This window comes from Quadrisphaera sp. DVD1, assembly GCF_058932755.1.
In genome coordinates this window covers 1-18,763 of record NZ_JBZYWI010000057.1, presented here as the reverse complement: position 1 = coordinate 18,763, position 18,763 = coordinate 1, and the positions used below count along the sequence as shown (strand labels likewise).

Sequence of the window (18,763 nt, the reverse complement as noted above, 5' to 3'; positions counted from 1 at the left end):
GCGCAGCTGGGCGCGCGCGCGGTGCAGGCGGGAGCGGACCGTGCCCAGCTTGAGGCCCAGCACCCGCCCCACCTCCTCGTAGGACAGGCCCTCGAGGTCGGCGAGGACGACCACCGCGCGGAAGGAGGGCGAGAGCCGCTCCAGCGCCGCCTGCACGTCGAGGTCGAGGTGCGCGCCCTCGAAGGCGCGCTCGGGACCGGGGCCGGCGTCGGGCAGGCGCGCGGCGGCCTCGTCGGTGAGCGCGTCGAAGCGCACCCGCCGGCGGCGCCGCGCCTGGTCGAGGAAGAGGTTGGTCGTGATCCGGTGCAGCCAGCCCTCGAACGTGCCGGGCACGTAGTCCGACAGCGAGCGGAAGACGCGCACGAAGACCTCCTGGGTGAGGTCCTCGGCGTCGTGCTGGTTCCCGGTCAGGCGCAGCGCGAGGCGGTAGACCCGGGCGGAGTGCTGGCGCACGACGTCCTCCCAGGACGGCGGCGACCAGGCCTCGACGGCCTGGACCTGCGGCTCGTGTCCTGCCCGTGCTGCCATCGCTGCTCCCCTGGGTGACCGGCCCCGCTTGCACCGGATGCCCCACTGTGGCCCCGTCCGCTGGGAGGGGCCTGGGAAGGCGGTGTGATGCCGCTCACCCAGAGTGTGCGCGCAGACGCACCGCGCCGCACCTGCGCTGGGCCGCGGCGCGGGCGCGGGGACGTCGGCGCTGGCGCGGGGGCGTCAGCGCTTGCGGACGGCGAGCAGCAGGCCGTCGCTGCTGGGCAGCATCGCCGGCAGGAGGTCCTCGTGGGCGCGGAGCTCCTTGCCGAGCTCGCGCACCGCGGTGGTCACCGGGTCGCGCTGGGCGGGGTCGGCGACGCGGTCGCCGGCCAGGGCCCCGCCCACGGCCAGCACGCCCCCGCGGCGCAGCAGCCGCACCGCGCGGTCGAGGTAGGCCGCGGTGCCCAGCGGGTCGGCGTCGAGGAGCACGAGGTCGTAGCCGCCCTCGGTGAGGCGGGGCAGGACGTCGGTCGCGCGGCCGGTGATGCCGCGGATCCGCCCGCCGCGCACGCCCTCCTCGGCGAAGGCCGCCCGCGCCGCGCGCAGGTGCTCGACCTCGACGTCGATCGTCGTGAGGACGCCGTCGCGCGGCATCCCGCCGAGCATCCACAGGCCGCTGACGCCCGCCCCGGTGCCGACCTCGACCACCGAGCGCGCGCCCGCGGCCGCGCACATCGCCTGGAGCACGGCTCCCGCACCGGGCCCGACGCACCCGATCCCGAGCTCGCGGGCGCGCCCGGTGGCGCGCTCGACGGCGTCGCTGGCGGGGACGAAGTTCTCGGCGTACTGCCAGTTGGCGGCCTTGGGGTTCTTGGCGTTGATGGTGTCGCCTCCTGGCGTCCGGCGGGAGCGCTCGACCCTAGCGCCGGGGAGCACCGAGGCCCTCCAGCCAGCGCAGGAGCAGCCGGGCGCCGAAGCCGGTCGCCCCGCGCACCACCTCGTGCTCGTCCTTGTCGGCGCGCGCGGGCCCGGCGATGTCCAGGTGGGCCCAGGCGCGCGAGCCGGTGAACTCCCGCAGGAAGAGGGCCGCGACGACCGCGCCGGCCCCCGGGCTGGGGTCGGCGGTGTGGCGCAGGTCGGCCACCGAGCTGTCCAGGGCCGGGCGGTAGTCCTCGACCAGCGGCATCCGCCAGAGGCGCTCGCCGGTCTCCTGCCCCGCCTGCAGCAGGGCGGCGGCCAGGGCGTCGTCGCCGCTGAACAGCGCCGCGTGGCGCACGCCCAGCCCGAGCGCGGCCGCACCAGTGAGGGTGGCGACGTCGACCAGCAGGTCCGGGGCGAGAGCGGCGTCGGCGTGCGCGAGGGCGTCCGCCAGCACCATCCGCCCCTCGGCGTCGGTGTTGACCACCTCCACGGTGGTGCCCCCGTGGACGGTCACCACGTCGCCCGGGCGGTAGGACGCCGCGCCGATGGCGTTCTCGGCCAGCGGCAGCAGCGCGGTGACCCGGTGCGGCAGGCCCAGCTCGGCGGCGCCGAGCACGGCCGCCAGCACGGCGGCGGCCCCGGCCATGTCGGTCTTCATCGTCACCATGGACTCGCGCGGCTTGAGCGAGATGCCGCCGCTGTCGAAGGTGATGCCCTTGCCCACGAGCACGACGTGGCGCGGCAGCGCGGACGGCGGCAGCGGCGGCTCCCAGCTCACGCGCACCAGGCGCGGCGCGCTGGCCGAGCCGGAGCCGACCGCGAGCAGCCCGCCGAAGCCCTGGGCCGCGAGCTCGTGCTCGTCGAGCACGTCGACCGCGACGCCGGGCACCTCAGCGGCCAGCGCCCGGGCCTGCTCGGCCACCCAGGCCGGGGTCTTCGTGGAGGAGGGCGTGTCGGTCAGGTCGCGGACGCGCCAGGCGGCGCGGGCGTCGACGGCCGCGCGCTCGAGCTCGCCCTCGGCGGTGCAGCCGAGCAGCACGACGGTGCTCGCGGGCGGGCGCGGGCCGCTGGCTCGACCGGTGCCGAGGCCGGTGCGCGGCGGGGTGGAGGAGGCGAGCAGGAACCCCTCGGCGAAGGCGCGCACCCCGGCGGGGTCGGCGTCCGCGACGGCCGTGGTGACCACGCGGTCGCGGCCGCGGACCGCGCGGGCCAGGGCGGCGCCGGCGCGGCGCAGCTCGAGCGGGGTGGCGTCGCCGATCCCGACCAGCACCAGCACGGGCGGCAGGGCGCCGGCGCTCCCGGAGGCGCCGCCCTCGGCGCCGTGCGGGCCGGCGCCGGGCAGGGCCAGCACCGCACCGGCGGAGGCGGTGAAGGAGGCGCTGTCGCAGACCCCGGCCAGGTCGATGCCGTAGGCCAGCACCGCGTCGACGGCACCGGCGCGCGGCTGCACGCCCTCCGCGCCGTCACCGGTGCTCTCGCCCGCCCGGCCGGGAGCGACCGGCACGGCCAGGACGTCGGCCCCGGCGGCCAGGGCCAGGGCCCGGTCGGCCACGGCCCGCAGCTGCGGCAGGGGCTGGTCGGCCCGGGGGCCGACCAGCACGCCCGCCGGCGCGCCGGATCCCGTGGAGCCCAGCTCCTGGGGGCTGCGCGCCACCTCAGCCCGCGGCGGTCTTGAGGGCGTCCCCGAGGGCGTTCGCCTCGTCCGGCGACATCTCCACGACCAGGCGGCCACCGCCCTCGAGCGGCATGCGCATGACGATGCCGCGACCCTCCTTGGTGACCTCGAGCGGACCGTCACCCGTCCTCGGCTTCATGGCGGCCATGTGGTGACCCCTCTTCCTGGTCCAGGCCCGCGGGCGCCGCCGGGCGACCGGTGGCGTGCGGGACGGTGGAGCGGCGCCGTCGAGCGGCACCGCGTACGAGGTCATCATCCCATCGCCGCAGGGCGGGAGGAAACCGGCGGGTCAGGGGGCGAAGTCGCTGGGCGGGGTGAACCGCCACAGCCAGGCGACCCACACCACCTGCAGCAGCGCGCTGGCGACGATCCAGGTGGTCAGGTGGGCGCGTGACCGCACCGAGGTGGCCACGAGCAGCGCCAGCGGCGCCTGCAGCAGCCAGAACCGGACCGTGGAGGTCCACGGGTCCACGACGAGCAGCAGGTAGGCGGCCTGCGCGAGCACCCAGGTGACCAGCTCCGGACCCATCGCCCGCGCCCGGGGACCGGTGCACCAGCACACCAGGGCGGCCACCCCCACGACCAGGGCGGCGGGCCCACCCCAAGGCCCCAGCACCACTTGGGAGGCGGTCAGCCACGGCAGCACCGGCACCACGGGGCCACTGCGCCAGGCTCCCTGGACCTGGGTGTAGGCGTCGAGCTCGCCGCTCGCGAGGCCGACGACGAGCGGCCAGGCGACGCCGGAGACCACCGAGACCAGCGCCAGCCCCGCGAGGCCCGCGCGCTCGCGCCCGGGGAAGGCGTCGGAGGGCAGCACGGGCGTCCGGGAGGCCCGCCAGCGCAGCGCAGCGTGCACGAGGACGACGGCGACGAAGGGCAGCGCGACGGCGCGCGTGGCGCCCAGCAGCAGGACGGCGGCCGCGCAGCACGCGTAGCGCCGTCGCACCAGCGCCAGCAGCGCCGCGGACAGCACCAGCAGCGCGAGGGCCTCGGTGTAGGCGTACTGCAGCAGCGCCGCCGAGGGGAAGACGAGGACGAGCGCGAGCCCGGCGAGCGCGGCCGGCGGGGCTGCGACGGCGCGGAAGAGGTGGAGCAGCACCACCGCCGCGAGCGCCCCCAGCACGAGCGCCGTCGTGGGGGCCGCGACCTGCCAGGAGCTGCCGGTGACCTCCATGACCGCGCGCACCAGCAGCGGGTAGGCGGGGTAGAAGGCCCACTCGCTCTGCAGCGCGGCGCCGTCCTCCCCCCGCGGCAGCGGCAGCGGGTAGCCGTGCTCGGCGATCGAGCGGTACCAGGTGGCGTCCCACAGGTCGGCGGTGAAGGCGCCGTAGCCGGGCGCGGCCGGCGTCCACAGGTTCGCCTCCTGCCACGGCTCCACGCACAGCGTGATCACCGTCGTGAGCAGGCGGGAGGCGGCCCAGACGAGCAGGGCCTGCGCCCCGGCCGGCAGGGCCACCAGGGCTGCACCGGCGATGCGCGCGTGGTCCGCGGCGGCCCGCCCCGCACGGTCGCGCGCGGCCAGGGCGCGCTGCAGGCCGCCCTCCACCGCTGCGTCCAGCGGCCTGCTCACCCCGGGGACCCGGGCAGGCCCGCGCGCGCCGAGCCGCGGAACGCGCAGCCGGCCAGGTGGTCGTCGACGCGGCCGACCGCCTCCAGCAGGGCCTGGGCGGTGACCGGGCCGACGAAGGCGAACCCGTGCCGGGACAGCGCCTTCGCCAGGGCGGTGCTCGTGGGCGTGCGCGCCGGGACGTCGGCGGTGGTCACCGGCGCGGCGGGGTCGGGCGGGTGCTCGGCCAGGACGGCGTCCAGGAGCCCCTCGAGCCCGCCGGGCACCGCGGCGCGCAGCGCCATGACCGCGCGGGCGTTGCCGATCGTCGCGCGGACCTTGGCGCGGTTGCGCACGATGCCGGCGTCGGCGAGCAGGCGCGCCTCGTCGTCCGCGTCGAAGGCGGCGACGGCCTCGGGGTCGAAGCCCGCGAAGGCGGCCCGGAAGGCGGGGCGCTTGCGCAGGATGGTCAGCCACGACAGCCCCGACTGGAAGCCCTCGAGGACGAGGCGCTCGAAGAGCGCGGCCTCCCCTCGCACCGGGCGGCCCCACTCCTCGTCGTGGTAGGCGCGGTAGTCCTCCGGCCCGGTCGCCGCCCACGGGCAGCGCAGGACGCCGTCCGGCCCGGGCAGCGCGGGGGCGCCCGCAGGCGGCTCAGGCGGCACGGGTCTGCTCGGCCTCCACCTCGCGGGCCATGCGGGCGAGCACGAGGCCGAAGGAGGCCCGCCCGCCCAGCACCAGCGGCAGGGTGATGGCGCGGCTGAGGCGCTCGTCGACCAGCGACAGGTCCTCGGTCCAGCGCACGCGGCTGCGCCCGCCCGGCAGCGGCACCACCTGCACCTCGGCGGTGCCCAGCACGACCCGGCCGCGGTGCACCAGGCCGGCCGTGCCGGCGCGGGTGGCCGTCGGCGGCTCCCAGCGCACGACCTCCAGCGGGTCGTCGAAGGCCGCGGGGCCCACGCCGCTGCGGCCCACGAAGGTGGTGCCGACGCCGCCGGTGTCGCGGGTCACGGTCATCGCGGTCAGCGGCACCCAGCGCCCGTGGGCGCCCCAGTCGGTGACGCGGGCCCAGACCGCCTCCACCGGGGCGGCCACCTCCCGGGTGGCGGTGAAGCGGGCCACGGCTCAGCCCTCGCCCTCGAGGGCCGCCGGAGGCGCGGGCCGGCTCGCGGGCTGGGCCGCAGGCCGGGCGACGGGCAGCGCCTCGCGCTCCGCCAGCTCGGCCCGCAGCCGGGCGAGGACGGCGTCCACCTCGTCCATCCGGTAGCCCCGCAGGGCCCGGGAGAAGGTCAGGGCGTCGACGTCGCCGGGGGTGAGCGGGCCGGGCGGCAGCGGGCGGTGGCCGCTGGTGCTCGGCGGCGCGGCCAGGCCGCCCCCGACCAGGCCCGCGGCGACGGCGCCGACGACGCCGACCACCGCCAGGACGAGGAGGAGCAGGAACAGGCTCACGCCGCCGATGGTGCCACGGCGACCTGGGCCCCCGCTCCGGCGACGGCGCCGGTCACGGCAGCGACTCCAGGCCCTCCTGGACGGCCTCGGCCCTGGCGCCCTCGGCGTCCGGTGGGGCGGGGTGGCCCGTGCGCAGCCCCTCCTCCACGGCGTCGAGGGCCTGCGCCGCCGACGCCGTCCACACGACGTCGGCGGCCGCCGCGCGGTGCACGAAGCCGAGCGCGACGAGGTGCTCGACGACCTCGCGCAGCGGCGCCAGCACCCCGGTCGGGTCGCACACGACCACCGGCTTGGCGTGGAGCCGCAGGGCGCGGGCCGACCACACCTCCAGCAGCTCCTCGAGCGTGCCCAGCCCACCCGGCAGGATGAGGAAGGCGTCGGCGGCGGCGTCCATGAGGCCCTTGCGCTCGCGCATGCCGTCGGTGACCACGAGCTCGTCGGCGTCGAGGTCGCCCACCTCGTGGGCGAGGAGCTCGCGCGGGATCACCCCGAGGGTGTGCGCCCCGCCGGCGCGGGCCGCGCGGGCGACGGCGCCCATCATCGACACCGATCCCCCGCCGGAGACGAGCGAGTGGCCGCGCTCGGCGAGCAGGGCGCCGACCTCGGCCGCCAGGGCGGGGAAGGCGGCGTCGATCCGCTCGGAGGCGGAGCAGTACACCGCGACAGCAGCCATGGCCCCCAGCGTGCCAGGAGGCCCGGTCAGCTCCTCAGCAGGCGGTGGCCGCCACCACGGCGCCCGTGGCGGTGATCACCGAGGCGGCGGAGAGGGCCTTGAGGACGTCGGGCACGTCCTGCGGGGCCAGGCGGACCGTCGTCACGCAGCGGGCGCCGTCCCAGATGCTCAGCACGACCAGCCCGACCTCGGGGTGGGCGGAGATGCGCAGGGCTCGGGCGGGCCGGTCGCGGTCGGCGATCACGGCGCCGCGCGTCGGTGCGGGCGAGGTGCGCATGCGCCAGTGTCGACCCGGGGCCCCCTCCGCGTCGACCCCGCGTTGACCCGTCCGGGCAGCCCCTGGGCCGCTCCCCCGCACCCCGGCCGTGATCGTGGGATCCCTGCACGTCGTTGCAGGTCAGCAGCATGATCGGCGCTCCCGGACTGTCGGTGGTGGCCCCTACCGTGGGCCCATGACGACGACGGCGGGCGGTGGACGTGGCCCCGCGGACGCCGTCCCTGCGCTGTCCGCCGCCGTCGACGCGCTGCTCGCCGCTCCCTGGTGGCAGTGCTCGGACGCCGACGTGCGGGCGCGCGTGGTCGAGCTCGAGCGGCAGGCCGCCCGGCTGGAGGCTGCACGGCTGCGGCTGCTCGCCGAGGCCCACGAGCGCCGTGCGGGCGACGGCCCGGGCGCTGTGAGCACGGCCGCGTGGCTGGCCGCCGAGGCGGGGATGCGGCCCGAGCGCGCGAGCGAGCGGGTGACCCTCGCCGTGGCGCTGGACGGCCCGCTGGCCGCCACCGGCGCCGCGCTGGCGGCGGGCGACCTCAGCCTCGACCACGCCTCGGTGGTGCGGCGCGTGATGACGAGCCTCGACCCGCGGGTGGAGGCCGGCACCCGCGCCGAGGCGGAGCGCCTCCTCGTGGAGCAGGCCGCCGTGCTCGATCCTGCGCACCTGGCCAAGGCCGGCCGGCACCTGCGCGCCCGGCTGCACGAGGACGCCGAGCAGCGGCTCGCCCGCGACGAGGACGTCGCCGCGGTCCGCCGGGAGGTGCGCTGCACCCAGGACGACGACGGGGTCTGGCACCTCGCCGGCACCCTCGACCCGGTGGCCGGCGCGACGGTGGCCGCCGCCCTCGACGCGCTCTCCGCCCCGCTGCCCGCGGTGGGCGGGACGCCCGACCGGCGCAGCGCCCCGCAGCGCCGGGCCGACGCCCTGACCCAGCTGGCCGACGCGTGGCTGGCGGGCCAGACCGGGTCGACGGCGTCCCGGCCCCGGCTGGTGGTGACGGTGCCCGCGGCCACGGTGCTCGACCCGCTCGCACCCGGAGCGGCGCCCGGCACCCTGCCCGGCGGGCACCCCGCCTCGGTGACGACCGTGCAGCAGCTGGCCTGCGACGCCGAGGTGGTGCCCGTGCTCGTCGCGGTCGACGGGTCACCGCTGGACGTGGGTCGCACCGTCTACGCCTTCCCGGACCGGATCCGCACCGCGATCCTCCTCCGCGACGGCGGCTGCACCTTCCCCGGCTGCGGTCGCCCGACGTCGTGGTGCCAGGTGCACCACCTGGTGGCCTACGGCGCCGGTGGCGCCACCAGCGAGCGCAACGGGACGGCGCTGTGCGGCTTCCACCACCGCCTGGTCCACCGCCGCGGCTGGCGCGGCGAGCTCGCCGGGGCGCAGGTGGTCTGGCACCCGCCCGACCGCGCGGCGCCGCAGGTGCCGCCGCCGCCCTGGGTGCCCGCGCTGGACCGCCTGGTCGAGCGGTGGAGGGCCCGCGCGGCGTGACCGGGGGCACCCGCCTCGCGTCGACCGCCTGGGCACCCCTCCTCAGCGCTGTGCGGGGCCGGCGGCCCCTGGGCCCAGCACACGGCGCAGAAGCGCAGGACGCTGTCGTTGCTGGCGGTGGTCGGCGCCGCCCCGAGGGCGACGAGCACCGCGCGCAGCGCGGGAGCGGCCACTCGGGCGGCACCGGGCGGGGACGACGCGGGAGCCACCCTGCGCCCGAGCGCGCCCGTGCCGCCGCCAGCCCGACAGCCCTAGCCTCCCCCCATGGTCACCGAGCGGGACGTGCCCCTGGACGACGGCCGCGTGCTGCGCGTCAACGACTCCGGGCCCTCCTCCGGGGCGCTCACCGTCGTCTGGCACCACGGCTCGCCCCAGACCGGCGCCCTGCTGCCGCCGCTGCTGGCCGCCTGCGAGCAGCGGTCCGTGCGGCTGGTGTCCTACGGGCGGCCCAGCTACGGCGGCTCCACGCCGCGCCCGGGCCGCGACGTCGCCTCTGCGGCGGCCGACGTGGCGCAGGTGGCCGACGCCCTGGGCCTCGACCGGTTCGCCACGATGGGCGCCTCCGGCGGCGGCCCGCACGCCCTGGCCTGCGCCGCGCTGCTGCCCGACCGCGTGACCGGCGTCGTGTGCCTGGCGAGCATCGCCCCCCACCCCGGCGGCAGCGACTGGTTCGCGGGCATGGCCGCTCCGGGCGCGCTGCGCGCAGCGCTCGCCGGGCGCGAGGCCCGCGCCCGCTACGCGGAGACGGACGAGTTCGACCCCGAGGTCTTCACCGCCGCGGACTGGGCGGCCCTGGAGGGCCCCTGGTCGTCGCTCGGGGAGGACTCGCAGCGCGCCGGGCAGGCGGGGCCGGACGGGCTCGTCGACGACGACGTGGCGTACGTCTCGCCCTGGGGCGTCGACCTCGCGGTGGTCAGCGCGCCGGTGCTGCTCGTCCAGGGCGGCCAGGACCGGATGGTCCCGCCCGCCCACGCCGAGCTGCTGCGGCGCGCGCTGCCGCACGCCGAGGTGTGGCTCCGCCCGGACGACGGCCACGTCTCGGTGCTCGAGGCGTGCCCGGCGGCGCTGGACTGGCTGCTCCACCACGCCGGCTGAGGCGAGCCGCCTGCGGTGTGGCGCCGCTCCGCGGGCGCTCCGCGCGCCTACCGTCCGGGCATGGACACGACGAACCGCTGCGACCGCTGCGACACCGCCCCCGAGGTCCGGCTCATGCCGCTGCTCACCGGCCCGACCCGCATCCTCATGTGCCCGCGGGGGCACGGCGCCGTCGCGCTGGCCGACTGAGCCCAGCGCCCGCGCGGGCGCTCGCCGGGCGGGGTCAGGCGGTCAGCTGCAGCGTCGCAGCCGTCTCCGCCCGCACCCGCTCGGCGAGCGCCGGGTCGTCGGACAGCTTCGTGCCGTAGGAGGGGATGACCTCCTGGATCAGCGGCCGCCAGCCGTCGATCCGGTCGGGGAAGCACCGCTCGAGCAGGGTGAGCATGGCCGAGGTGCCGGTGGAGGCCCCGGGCGAGGCGCCCAGCAGGCCACCGATGGAGCCGTCGGCGGCGGTGACCAGCTCGGTGCCGAACTGCAGGACGCCGCGCCCGCGCGCGTCCTGCTTGATCACCTGCACCCGCTGGCCGGCGGTGATGAGCTCCCAGTCGCTGCCGTCCAGGCTCGGGACGAACTCGTGCAGCGCCTCCAGGCGGGCGCCCTTCGACTGCAGCACCTGCCCGATGAGGTAGCGGGTGAGCGCCATGTTCGTGCGGGCCACCCCGAGCATGGAGCCGAGGTTGTGCGGCTTCACCGACAGCGGCAGGTCCAGGAACGACCCCTGCTTGAGGAACTTGGGCGAGAACCCGGCGTAGGGCCCGAACATCAGCGAGCGCTCGCCGTCGACGAGGCGCAGGTCCAGGTGCGGCACCGACATCGGCGGCGCCCCGATCTTCGCCTGCCCGTAGACCTTCGCGGCGTGCCGGGAGGTCAGGGCGGGGTCGCGGGTGCGCAGGAACTGGCCGCTGACCGGGAAGCCGCCGAACCCGCGGATCTCCTTGATGCCCGAGCCCTGGAGCAGCGACAGCGCCCCGCCGCCGGCGCCGACGAAGACGAAGCGCGCGCGCACCGTCCGCGCGGCCCCGCTGCGCTTGTCCTGGACGCCGACCTCCCAGCGCCCGTCGCCGCCGCGCCGCAGCCCGCGCACGCGGGTGGCGAGGTGCACCTCGACGCCGCGCGCCACGGCGGCGTCGAGCAGCAGGCCGGTGAGCTTGCCGAAGTTGACGTCGGTGCCGGCCTCCGAGCGAGTGGCGGCCACCGGCTCGGACGGGTCGCGGCCGTCCATCATCAGCGGGATCCACCGGGCGAGGACGGCGGGGTCCTCGGTGTGCTCGATGCCGGCGAAGAGCGTCTGCGGCGCCAGGGCCTCGTAGCGGGCGCGCATGTACCGCTGGCCGTCCTCGCCCGTGACGAAGCTGACGTGCGGCACCGAGGTGATGAACTCGCTCGGCGAGCCGGTCAGCCCGGCGCGCACCAGGGAGGCCCAGAACTGGCGCGAGACCTGGAACTGCTCGTTGATGCCGACGGCCTTGGCGGGGTCGACCCGCCCGTCGGGGCCCATCGGCGTGTAGTTGAGCTCGCACAGCGCCGCGTGGCCGGTGCCCGCGTTGTTCCACGGCCCCGAGCTCTCCTCGCCCACGGCGTCGGCGGACTCGAAGAGCTGGACGGTCCAGTCGGGCTGCAGCAGCCCCAGCAGGGCGGCCAGGGTCGCGCTCATGATGCCGCCACCGACGAGGACGACGTCGGGGGACGCGTCGTTCGGGGACGAGGCGTTCGGACTGGACAGCGTGTCCTCCCGGTGTGGGCGCGGATCCCGGAGCCGCCAGCGCTGGCGGGCCGGGCCATTGTCGTCCTGCGCCCCCCGGGCGCGAGCGGGGGGTGCGGCGGGTGGCGTCAGGCCGGCGCGCCGGTGAGCCACGCCGTCAGCGCCCGCTGGCAGGCGCGCACCTCCGAGGCCGGGCAGCGCTCGCCGTCGGTGTGGGCCTGCAGCGGGTCGCCGGGGCCGTAGTTGACGGCCGGCACGCCCAGCGCGGAGAAGCGGGCGACGTCGGTCCAGCCCTCCTTGGCGCGCGGCTCGCCCCCGATCGCGGCGACGAACGCCGCCGCGGCCGGGTGGTCCAGGCCGGGGCGGGCGCCCGGGGCGGCGTCCGTGACCCGCACGTCGAAGCCCGCGAAGACCTCCCGCACGTGCGCCTCGGCCTGCACCGGGCTGCGGTCGGGCGCGAAGCGGAAGTTGACCGTGACCACGCACTCGTCCGGGATGACGTTGCCGGCCACCCCACCGCGGATGCCGACGGCGTTGAGCCCCTCGCGGTAGACCAGCCCGTCGACCTCCGCCCGCCGGGGGCGGTAGGCCGACAGCCGCGCGAGCACGTCGCCGGCGGCGTGGACGGCGTTGAGGCCCATCCACGACCGCGCCGCGTGCGCCGCGCGCCCGTGGACGACGACCTCCGCGCGCAGCGTCCCGTTGCAGCCGCCCTCGACCGCCGCCGACGTCGGCTCGCAGAGCACCGCGAAGTCGCCCGCGAGCCACTCGGGGTGCTCGCGGGCGAGGCGGCCGAGGCCGTTGAGGGAGGAGTCGACCTCCTCGTGGTCGTAGAAGACCCAGGTCACGTCGCGCACGGGCTCGGCCACGGCGGCGGCCACGGCGAGCTGGACGGCGACCCCGGACTTCATGTCCACGCTGCCGCGCCCGACGAGCACGGCAGCGTCGCCGTGGCCCTCCAGGCGCGAGGGGACGTTCCCGGCGATCGGCACGGTGTCCAGGTGGCCTGCGACGACCACGCGCTCCGCCCGCCCCAGCGCCGTGCGCGCGACCACCGCGTCGCCGTCGCGCAGCACCTCCAGGTGGGCGCGGCCGCGCAGCGCGGCCTCGACGAGGTCGGCGACGGCCCGCTCGTCGCCGCTGACGGAGGGCACGTCGCACAGCGCCCGGGCGAGGTCGACGACGTCCCCGGACAGGTCCAGGGGGGCGGGGGCCGGGCTGCTCATACCGCCGACAGTACGGGCGTCCCCGCCTACCCTGGTGCCCATGAGCCGCAGCGCATGGGGACACGGCCTGGCCACCCGCACGCCCGAGGGGACGGTGCTCGACACCTGGTACCCCTCCCCCGCGCTGGGCGAGCCACCGGCGGACGACGGCCCCTACTCGGTGCCGGCGGACCTCGCCTCCCTCGCCGGCGAGGACCCGGCGCGCGGCGTGGTCACCGAGGTCGTGCGCACGGTCGTCGACCTGGACGCCGCCCCGGCCGACGCCGCGGACGCCTACCTGCGCCTGCACCTGCTCTCCTGGCGCCTCGTGGCCCCGCACGGGCTCAACCTCGACGGGATCTTCGGGGTGCTGGCCAACGTGGTCTGGACCGACCGCGGCCCCTGCGCGGTCGAGGGCTTCGAGGCCACCCGCCTGCGGCTGCGGGTGGCCGGCGGCCCGGTGCAGGTCTTCGGCGTCGACAAGTTCCCGCGGATGACCGACTACGTGCTCCCTGCCGGCGTGCGCATCGCCGACGCCGACCGCGTGCGCCTCGGCGCGCACCTGGCCGAGGGCACCACGGTGATGCACGAGGGCTTCGTGAACTTCAACGCCGGCACGGTCGGCACGTCGATGGTCGAGGGCCGGGTCTCGGCCGGGGTCGTCGTCGGGGAGGGCTCCGACATCGGCGGTGGCGCCTCGATCATGGGCACGCTGTCCGGCGGCGGGAAGCAGGTGATCTCGATCGGGCGCCGCTCCCTCGTCGGCGCGAACGCCGGCATCGGCATCAGCCTGGGCGACGACTGCATCGTCGAGTCCGGGCTGTACGTCACCGCGGCCACCAAGGTGCTCGTGCACGGAGAGGACGGCGCCCGCACGGTCAAGGCCGTCGACCTCTCCGGCGCGCACGGCCTGCTCTTCCGGCGCAACTCCGCCACGGGGGCCGTCGAGGCGCTGCCCCGCTCCACCCAGCGGGTGGAGCTCAACGCGGCCCTCCACGCGAATTGAACCGGCCGACCTCCCGGGCCGCCGGCACCACCCGGACCGCCGCCCGCCCGGGCTCCACCCGGCACGCCGGCTCGCGCACCGGGTCGCGCACGGGGTCGCGCACCGCGTCCCGCAGCTCCGCCGCGGCCAGCCCCGAGTCCCGCCGCGCGGCGCGCAGCGGCTCCTCCCGCTCCTCCGCGACCGGGGGCTCGGGCACCACCCGCCGGCGCCTGGGCGGCTCGCTGGCGCGGATGCTCGGCGTCCTCGTGGTCGTGGGCGTCCTCGTCGGCGGCGCGTGGGTGGCGGTGCAGCAGGTGCTGCCGTCGGGTCCCGTCGTCGTCGTCGAGCGGTGCACGGCCGTCGCCGAGGGCGCCGAGCACGACCTCGCCCCGGACCAGGCGGGCAACGCGGCGCTGATCACGGCGGTCGCGCAGCAGCGCGGCCTGCCCGCGCGCGCGGCGACGGTCGCCATCGCGACAGCGGTCCAGGAGTCGAAGCTGCGCAACATCGCCTACGGCGACCGCGACTCGCTCGGGCTGTTCCAGCAGCGCCCCTCGCAGGGCTGGGGCACCCCCGAGCAGCTGCAGGACCCGGTGTACGCCACGAACGCCTTCTACGACGTGCTCGTGCAGGTCGACGGCTACACGGACCTGCCGATCACCGAGGTGGCCCAGCGGGTGCAGCGCTCGGCCTACCCCAGCGCCTACGCCGACCACGAGCCCGAGGGCCGCGCCTACGCCTCGGCGCTGACCGGCCACTCCCCCGCCTCGCTGACCTGCCGGCTGCGGCCGGTGACCGACGTCACCGCGCAGGCCGTCGGCGAGGACGGCCTCTGGCCGCGCGCGTCGGAGGTCGTCGCCCGGGTCCGGGCCGAGCGCGGCGCGATGCCCGTCACGCCCGCCGACCGCGGCACCGCGGTCGTGATCGGCACCGCCGGCGCCACCGGCGAGGACGCCGTCCGCTCGGCGTGGAGCACCGCCCAGTGGGCGGTGGCGCACGCCCGCGACCTCCAGGTGGTCGCCGTGGGCACCGAGGGACGTCAGTGGCGCCGCGACCAGCCCGAGGCCGGCTGGGCCACGCTGACCGGCGAGGCCGCGCAGCGCCTGGCCCCGCCCGGCGCCACCGTCGTGGTGGTCGCCGGCGGGGCCGTCGAGTGAGCGGGGGCCGCGCCGCGGTGGCCGCCGCCGCGGGTCAGCGCGCCGACAGCGGCACGTAGGCGCGCTCGACGGCGCCGGTGTACACCTGGCGCGGCCGGTTGATCTTCATCTGCGGGTCCTCGACGCCCTCGCGCCACTGCGCGATCCACCCGGGCAGGCGGCCCAGGGCGAAGAGCACCGTGAACATGCGGGTCGGGAACCCCATCGCCTGGTAGATCAGGCCGGTGTAGAAGTCGACGTTCGGGTAGAGCTTGCGCTCGACGAAGTAGTCGTCGCGGAGGGCGATCTCCTCCAGCCGCTTGGCGATGTCGAGCAGCTCGTTGGGGCCGGTCCGCTCGAGGATGTCGTCCGCGGCCTTCTTGACGATCGCCGCGCGCGGGTCGTAGTTCTTGTAGACGCGGTGCCCGAAGCCCATGAGGCGCACGCCCTTCTCCTTGGCCTTGACCTTGGCCATGAAGGAGTCGGCGTCGTCGTCGCCGCGGCGGATGGACTCGAGCATGTCGAGCACGGCGGAGTTCGCGCCGCCGTGCGCGGGCCCGGACAGCGCGTGGATGCCCGCGGAGACCGAGGCGAAGAGGTTCGCGCCCGAGGAGCCCACCATCCGCACGGTGGAGGTGGAGCAGTTCTGCTCGTGGTCGGCGTGGAGCACCAGGAGCAGGTCCATCGCCTTCGCCATCACCGGGTCGACCTCGTACGGCTCGGCCGGGAAGCCGAACGTCATCCGCAGGAAGTTCTCCACCAGGCCCTGGGAGTTGTCCGGGTAGAGCATCGGCTGGCCGACGCTCTTCTTGTACGCGTAGGCCGCGATCGTCGGCAGCTTCGCCAGGAGCCGGAACGTGGACAGCTCCACCTGGGCGGGGTCGCGCGGGTTGAGCGAGTCCTGGTAGAAGGTCGACAGCGCCGAGACCGCCGAGGACAGCACCGGCATCGGGTGCGCGTCGCGCGGGAAGCCCTCGAAGAACCGCTTGAGGTCCTCGTGCAGCAGCGTGTGGCGGCGGATCCGGTTGGTGAAGGCGTCCAGCTGCTCCGCGCTCGGCAGCTCGCCGTAGATGAGCAGGTAGCTGACCTCGAGGAAGGAGGACTGCTCGGCGAGCTGCCCGATCGGGTAGCCGCGGTAGCGCAGGATCCCCGCGTCGCCGTCGATGTAGGTGATCGCCGACTGGCACGAGGCGGTGTTGACGAAGCCGGGGTCGAGCGTGACGTAGCCGGTCCGCTTCAGCAGCGCGGAGACGTCCACGCCGTCCTGGCCCTCCGTGGCCGGCACGACCGGCAGCGGCAGCCGCCCGCCGGGATGCTCGACCGTGAAGGGCGAGCTGGCGGGGACGGCGGTCATGGGACCGGTCGTGAGGTCGGACATCCAGCAGCTCCTCCGGTGCGGGGCACGTGGGACGCCAGGCCGGGTCGGCCGTCGACGCCCGCCCGGACGCTACCCGCACCCGAGCGCGGGTCGCCAACCGCTCCCGGGCGCGTCGCCCGGCACCTCACGCCGCGGACAGCCGCTCCACCGCCTGAGCGATGCGCTCGTCACTGGCCGTCATCGCCAGGCGCACGTGCCGCGCCCCCGCCGTGCCGTAGAAGGCCCCGGGCGCCACGAGCAGCCCCAGGTCGGCGAGGTCGGCCACGGTGTCCCAGCAGTCCTCGTCGCGCGTCGCCCACAGGTACAGGCCCGCGACCGAGCCCTCCACCCGCAGCCCCACGGCCTCCAGCGCCGGCCGCAGCGCCTCGCGCCGGGCCCGGTAGCGCTCGCGCTGCACGGCGACGTGCTCGTCGTCGCCCAGCGCCGCCGTCATCGCCGCCTGCACGGGAGCGGGCACGATCATCCCGGCGTGCTTGCGCACCGCCAGCAGCCGCGCGACGAGCGCGGGGTCGCCCACGACCGTCCCGGCCCGGTACCCGGCCAGGTTGGAGCGCTTCGACAGCGAGGACACCGCCAGGAGCCCGGCGTGGCTGCCCTCGCACACCCGCGGGTCGAGCACGCTCGGCACCTCGGCGACGTCCCAGCCGAGCTCGGCGTAGCACTCGTCGCTGGCCACCACGGCGCCCACCGAGCGGGCCCAGCGCACCACCTCGCGCAGGGCCTCGACGCCGAGCACCTCGCCGGTCGGGTTCGACGGGGAGTTCACCCACACCAGGCGCACCCGCCCGCCCGGGCGCTCCCCCGGCTCCACGGCCACCGGGGTGGCGCCGGCCATCCGCGCCCCGACGTCGTACGTCGGGTAGGCCACGGCGGGCAGCGCGACGACGTCGCCCGGGCCGAGGCCGAGCAGCGTGGGCAGCCACGCCACGAGCTCCTTGGAGCCCACCGTGGGCAGCACGGCGACCGGGTCCAGGTCGGGCACGCCGCGCACGCGGCCCATCCAGGACGCCACCGCCTCGCGCAGCGCCGGCGTGCCGGCGGTCAGCGGGTAGCCCGGGGCGTCGGACGCCGCGCGCAGCGCCTCCTGGACGAGCGCGGGGGTGGGGTCGACCGGGGTGCCGATCGAGAGGTCGACCACGCCGCCGGGGTGGGCGCGCGCCCGGGCGGCGGCGGGGGCGAGCGCGTCCCAGGGGAAGTCCGGGAGCGCGGCGAACCGGTCCGTCGAGGTGCTCGAGCCGCTCAGCGCGCTCAGTCCTCGTGCGCCTGGGGCGGCAGGGCCGCCACCAGCGGGCCGTCCTTGTGGATGACCCCCATCTTCGCGGCGCCGCCGGGCGAGCCGATGTCGTCGAAGAAGACGGCGTTGTCCGTGGTGTAGTCGGCCCACTGCTCGGGGACGTCGTCCTCGTAGTAGATGGCCTCGACGGGGCAGACCGGCTCGCAGGCGCCGCAGTCCACGCACTCGTCGGGGTGGATGTACAGGGCCCGGTCGCCCTCGTAGATGCAGTCCACCGGGCACTCCTCCACGCAGGCCCGGTCCTTGAGGTCGACGCAGGGCTGGGCGATGACGTACGTCACGGGAGGCCTCTCTGGTGGACCGGTGGGGCGGCGTGCGCGGGGAGCTGCTGGAGCGGTCCCTAGTATTGCCGATCCTCCGTCCACCTCACCTCCAGGGTGGTTCCCGTGACCCCTGCTCCGGAGCGCCCGCTGCGCGGCGTCCTGGTCCGCCTGCGCCTGCAGGACGTCGGCTCCCGCGTCGTCGTGCGCCACCGCCTGCCGGACGGGCGCGCGACCGACGTCCTGGGCGACCTGGCGCGCCTGGACGCCGACGGCCTGGCCGTGCGCCGGCCCGACGGCGTCGTCGTCGAGGTGGCCGCGGCCGACGTCGTCGCGGCGCGCCCGGTGCCCCCGGCGCCGCAGCGGCCCTCTCCCGACCGTCCGGTCCACTGGGAGCGCGGCCCGCGCGGCGGGGAGCGCCCGCCGGCCTCCTCGTCGTGACCGGCGGATCCGGCCCGCTCGACCCCGTGCTCGCGCTCGAGGCGGTGATGGCGCAGGGCTGGCGGGCCCTGGAGGTCGAGCACCTCGGGGCGTGGCTGCTGCGCGCCTCGGCGGGCTTCACGGGCCGCGGCAACTCCGCGCTGCCGCTCGGCGACCCGGGGCTGGCGCTGCCCGCGGCCGTCGACGCGGTCGAGGCCTTCTACGCCGCGCGCGCCCTCGTGCCCCAGGTGGCGGTGCCGCGCGGGCTGGCGGCACCGGTGTCGGGCGACGGCGTGGACGGCGCTGCGCTCGACGCCCTGCTGGCCGGGCGGGGCTGGTCGGTCCACACCGAGACCGCGGTGATGACCGCCCCGGTCGGCGCGCTCCCGACCGCCCCCGCGCTGCCGCCCGGCGCCGAGGTGGTGCTCAGCGCCGATCCCGACGAGGACTGGCAGGCGCTCTACCGCTACCGCGGCCAGGTGCTGCCGCCGGAGGGCCTGGCCGTGCTCACCGCCTCGCCCGTGCGCGCGTTCGCCGCCGTCCGGGAGGGCGGGCGCACCCTCGCCGTGGCGCGGGGCACGACGACCCCGTCGCCGGGCGGCGCCTGGCTCGGCATCACCTCGGTGGAGGTGCTGCCCGCGGCCCGGCGCCGCGGGCTGGCCCGGGCGCTGCTGGCCGCCCTGGCGGACTGGGGCCGGCGGAGCGGGGCGAGCAGGGCCTACCTGCAGGTGACCTGGGACAACACCGCCGCCCGGGCGCTGTACGCCTCCGCCGGGTTCACCGACCACCA

At 77.2% G+C, this 18,763-nt stretch carries 22 protein-coding genes; 7 read left to right on the top strand and 15 right to left on the bottom strand.

The genetic code is table 11. The annotated features are described in order from the left end of the window. The 10 genes from sigE to AC5FZL_RS08510 all read right to left on the bottom strand — a co-directional run. The coding region (sigE, locus tag AC5FZL_RS08555; protein ID WP_493618148.1) for an RNA polymerase sigma factor SigE at nucleotides 1-528 on the bottom strand (528 nt) is incomplete at its 3' end. A gap of 183 nt (nucleotides 529-711) precedes the next feature. Next, nucleotides 712-1,407, bottom strand: a complete 696-nt coding sequence (locus tag AC5FZL_RS08550) for an O-methyltransferase (RefSeq protein WP_493618147.1) — start codon at nucleotides 1,405-1,407, stop codon at nucleotides 712-714. Beyond that, entirely contained in the window at nucleotides 1,391-3,046 is a 1,656-nt protein-coding gene (locus AC5FZL_RS08545; RefSeq protein WP_493618146.1) for a leucyl aminopeptidase family protein, read from the bottom strand. The genes AC5FZL_RS08550 and AC5FZL_RS08545 overlap by 17 nt, the downstream gene beginning before the upstream one ends. Before the next feature lies 1 nt (nucleotide 3,047). Then, entirely contained in the window at nucleotides 3,048-3,215 is a 168-nt protein-coding gene (locus tag AC5FZL_RS08540; protein ID WP_092866314.1) for a DUF3117 domain-containing protein, read from the bottom strand. 141 nt (nucleotides 3,216-3,356) lie between these two features. After that, a complete protein-coding gene (locus AC5FZL_RS08535; protein WP_493618145.1) occupies nucleotides 3,357-4,637 on the bottom strand; it encodes a hypothetical protein in 1,281 nt (426 codons plus the stop codon). Continuing rightward, nucleotides 4,634-5,278, bottom strand: coding sequence for a DNA-3-methyladenine glycosylase I (locus AC5FZL_RS08530; protein ID WP_493618144.1), 645 nt, complete (start codon nucleotides 5,276-5,278; stop codon nucleotides 4,634-4,636). Before AC5FZL_RS08530 ends, AC5FZL_RS08535 begins: the two co-directional genes overlap by 4 nt. Then, nucleotides 5,268-5,735 (bottom strand): SRPBCC family protein, encoded by a 468-nt coding sequence (locus tag AC5FZL_RS08525; RefSeq protein ID WP_493618143.1) that lies wholly within the window; start codon nucleotides 5,733-5,735, stop codon nucleotides 5,268-5,270. The genes AC5FZL_RS08530 and AC5FZL_RS08525 overlap by 11 nt, the downstream gene beginning before the upstream one ends. Nucleotides 5,736-5,738: 3 nt before the next feature. Then, the gene (locus AC5FZL_RS08520; protein WP_493618142.1) at nucleotides 5,739-6,062 is read right to left on the bottom strand and encodes a DivIVA domain-containing protein; all 324 of its coding nucleotides are present in this window, start codon (nucleotides 6,060-6,062) and stop codon (nucleotides 5,739-5,741) included. Between the two features lie 52 nt (nucleotides 6,063-6,114). Next, on the bottom strand, nucleotides 6,115-6,735 hold the full coding sequence (locus tag AC5FZL_RS08515; protein ID WP_493618140.1) for an LOG family protein: 621 nt from the start codon (nucleotides 6,733-6,735) through the stop codon (nucleotides 6,115-6,117). Between the two features lie 34 nt (nucleotides 6,736-6,769). Continuing rightward, a complete protein-coding gene (locus tag AC5FZL_RS08510) occupies nucleotides 6,770-7,012 on the bottom strand; it encodes a hypothetical protein (RefSeq protein ID WP_493618139.1) in 243 nt (80 codons plus the stop codon). Between the two features lie 175 nt (nucleotides 7,013-7,187). Between AC5FZL_RS08510 and AC5FZL_RS08505 the strand changes: the two genes are divergently transcribed. The 3 genes from AC5FZL_RS08505 to AC5FZL_RS08495 all read left to right on the top strand — a co-directional run bounded on the left by AC5FZL_RS08505 (nucleotide 7,188) and on the right by AC5FZL_RS08495 (nucleotide 9,782). After that, nucleotides 7,188-8,498 (top strand): HNH endonuclease signature motif containing protein, encoded by a 1,311-nt coding sequence (locus AC5FZL_RS08505; RefSeq protein ID WP_493618138.1) that lies wholly within the window; start codon nucleotides 7,188-7,190, stop codon nucleotides 8,496-8,498. 264 nt (nucleotides 8,499-8,762) lie between these two features. Continuing rightward, the gene (locus AC5FZL_RS08500) at nucleotides 8,763-9,593 is read left to right on the top strand and encodes an alpha/beta fold hydrolase (protein WP_493618137.1); all 831 of its coding nucleotides are present in this window, start codon (nucleotides 8,763-8,765) and stop codon (nucleotides 9,591-9,593) included. Between the two features lie 60 nt (nucleotides 9,594-9,653). Next, nucleotides 9,654-9,782 carry a hypothetical protein gene (locus AC5FZL_RS08495; protein ID WP_493618135.1) on the top strand — a complete coding sequence of 43 codons (129 nt, stop codon included), beginning with the start codon at nucleotides 9,654-9,656 and terminating at the stop codon, nucleotides 9,780-9,782. A gap of 34 nt (nucleotides 9,783-9,816) precedes the next feature. Here AC5FZL_RS08495 and AC5FZL_RS08490 read toward each other — a convergent pair whose 3' ends face one another. Both AC5FZL_RS08490 and dapE read right to left on the bottom strand, forming a co-directional pair. Beyond that, the gene (locus tag AC5FZL_RS08490) at nucleotides 9,817-11,316 is read right to left on the bottom strand and encodes a malate:quinone oxidoreductase (RefSeq protein WP_493618153.1); all 1,500 of its coding nucleotides are present in this window, start codon (nucleotides 11,314-11,316) and stop codon (nucleotides 9,817-9,819) included. A 107-nt stretch (nucleotides 11,317-11,423) separates the two neighbouring features. Beyond that, nucleotides 11,424-12,521 (bottom strand): succinyl-diaminopimelate desuccinylase, encoded by a 1,098-nt coding sequence (gene dapE / locus AC5FZL_RS08485; protein WP_493618134.1) that lies wholly within the window; start codon nucleotides 12,519-12,521, stop codon nucleotides 11,424-11,426. 40 nt (nucleotides 12,522-12,561) lie between these two features. Here dapE and dapD point away from each other — a divergent pair, with 40 nt between their 5' ends. Together dapD and AC5FZL_RS08475 are read left to right on the top strand one after the other, a co-directional pair. Continuing rightward, nucleotides 12,562-13,506, top strand: coding sequence for a 2,3,4,5-tetrahydropyridine-2,6-dicarboxylate N-succinyltransferase (gene dapD, locus AC5FZL_RS08480; protein ID WP_493618133.1), 945 nt, complete (start codon nucleotides 12,562-12,564; stop codon nucleotides 13,504-13,506). A gap of 230 nt (nucleotides 13,507-13,736) precedes the next feature. Then, a complete protein-coding gene (locus tag AC5FZL_RS08475) occupies nucleotides 13,737-14,642 on the top strand; it encodes a hypothetical protein (protein WP_493618152.1) in 906 nt (301 codons plus the stop codon). A 34-nt stretch (nucleotides 14,643-14,676) separates the two neighbouring features. On the opposite strand, the gene AC5FZL_RS08470 is transcribed toward AC5FZL_RS08475, so the two are convergent. The 3 genes from AC5FZL_RS08470 to fdxA all read right to left on the bottom strand — a co-directional run bounded on the left by AC5FZL_RS08470 (nucleotide 14,677) and on the right by fdxA (nucleotide 17,574). Beyond that, nucleotides 14,677-15,975, bottom strand: a complete 1,299-nt coding sequence (locus AC5FZL_RS08470; protein ID WP_493618151.1) for a citrate synthase — start codon at nucleotides 15,973-15,975, stop codon at nucleotides 14,677-14,679. Between the two features lie 148 nt (nucleotides 15,976-16,123). Further along, entirely contained in the window at nucleotides 16,124-17,242 is a 1,119-nt protein-coding gene (dapC, locus tag AC5FZL_RS08465; protein WP_493618150.1) for a succinyldiaminopimelate transaminase, read from the bottom strand. A gap of 5 nt (nucleotides 17,243-17,247) precedes the next feature. Beyond that, the gene (fdxA, locus tag AC5FZL_RS08460) at nucleotides 17,248-17,574 is read right to left on the bottom strand and encodes a ferredoxin (RefSeq protein WP_493618132.1); all 327 of its coding nucleotides are present in this window, start codon (nucleotides 17,572-17,574) and stop codon (nucleotides 17,248-17,250) included. 105 nt (nucleotides 17,575-17,679) lie between these two features. On the opposite strand from fdxA, the gene AC5FZL_RS08455 reads away from it, so the two are divergent. Both AC5FZL_RS08455 and AC5FZL_RS08450 read left to right on the top strand, forming a co-directional pair. Then, entirely contained in the window at nucleotides 17,680-17,994 is a 315-nt protein-coding gene (locus AC5FZL_RS08455; RefSeq protein WP_493618131.1) for a putative acetyltransferase, read from the top strand. Continuing rightward, a partial coding sequence (locus tag AC5FZL_RS08450; protein WP_493618130.1) for a GNAT family N-acetyltransferase occupies nucleotides 17,991-18,763 on the top strand: 773 nt, incomplete at its 3' end. The genes AC5FZL_RS08455 and AC5FZL_RS08450, both read left to right, overlap by 4 nt.

Bases quoted from the DNA above. Each gene is read 5' to 3' on its own strand.
- AC5FZL_RS08495 (WP_493618135.1), top strand. From the start codon at position 9,654: ATGGACACGACGAACCGCTGCGACCGCTGCGACACCGCCCCCGAGGTC.
- AC5FZL_RS08510 (WP_493618139.1), bottom strand. From the start codon at position 7,012: ATGCGCACCTCGCCCGCACCGACGCGCGGCGCCGTGATCGCCGACCGC.
- AC5FZL_RS08500 (WP_493618137.1), top strand. From the start codon at position 8,763: ATGGTCACCGAGCGGGACGTGCCCCTGGACGACGGCCGCGTGCTGCGC.
- dapD (WP_493618133.1), top strand. From the start codon at position 12,562: ATGAGCCGCAGCGCATGGGGACACGGCCTGGCCACCCGCACGCCCGAG.
- AC5FZL_RS08515 (WP_493618140.1), bottom strand. From the start codon at position 6,735: ATGGCTGCTGTCGCGGTGTACTGCTCCGCCTCCGAGCGGATCGACGCC.
- AC5FZL_RS08470 (WP_493618151.1), bottom strand. From the start codon at position 15,975: ATGACCGCCGTCCCCGCCAGCTCGCCCTTCACGGTCGAGCATCCCGGC.
- dapE (WP_493618134.1), bottom strand. From the start codon at position 12,521: ATGAGCAGCCCGGCCCCCGCCCCCCTGGACCTGTCCGGGGACGTCGTC.
- AC5FZL_RS08540 (WP_092866314.1), bottom strand. From the start codon at position 3,215: ATGGCCGCCATGAAGCCGAGGACGGGTGACGGTCCGCTCGAGGTCACC.
- AC5FZL_RS08505 (WP_493618138.1), top strand. From the start codon at position 7,188: ATGACGACGACGGCGGGCGGTGGACGTGGCCCCGCGGACGCCGTCCCT.
- AC5FZL_RS08475 (WP_493618152.1), top strand. From the start codon at position 13,737: ATGCTCGGCGTCCTCGTGGTCGTGGGCGTCCTCGTCGGCGGCGCGTGG.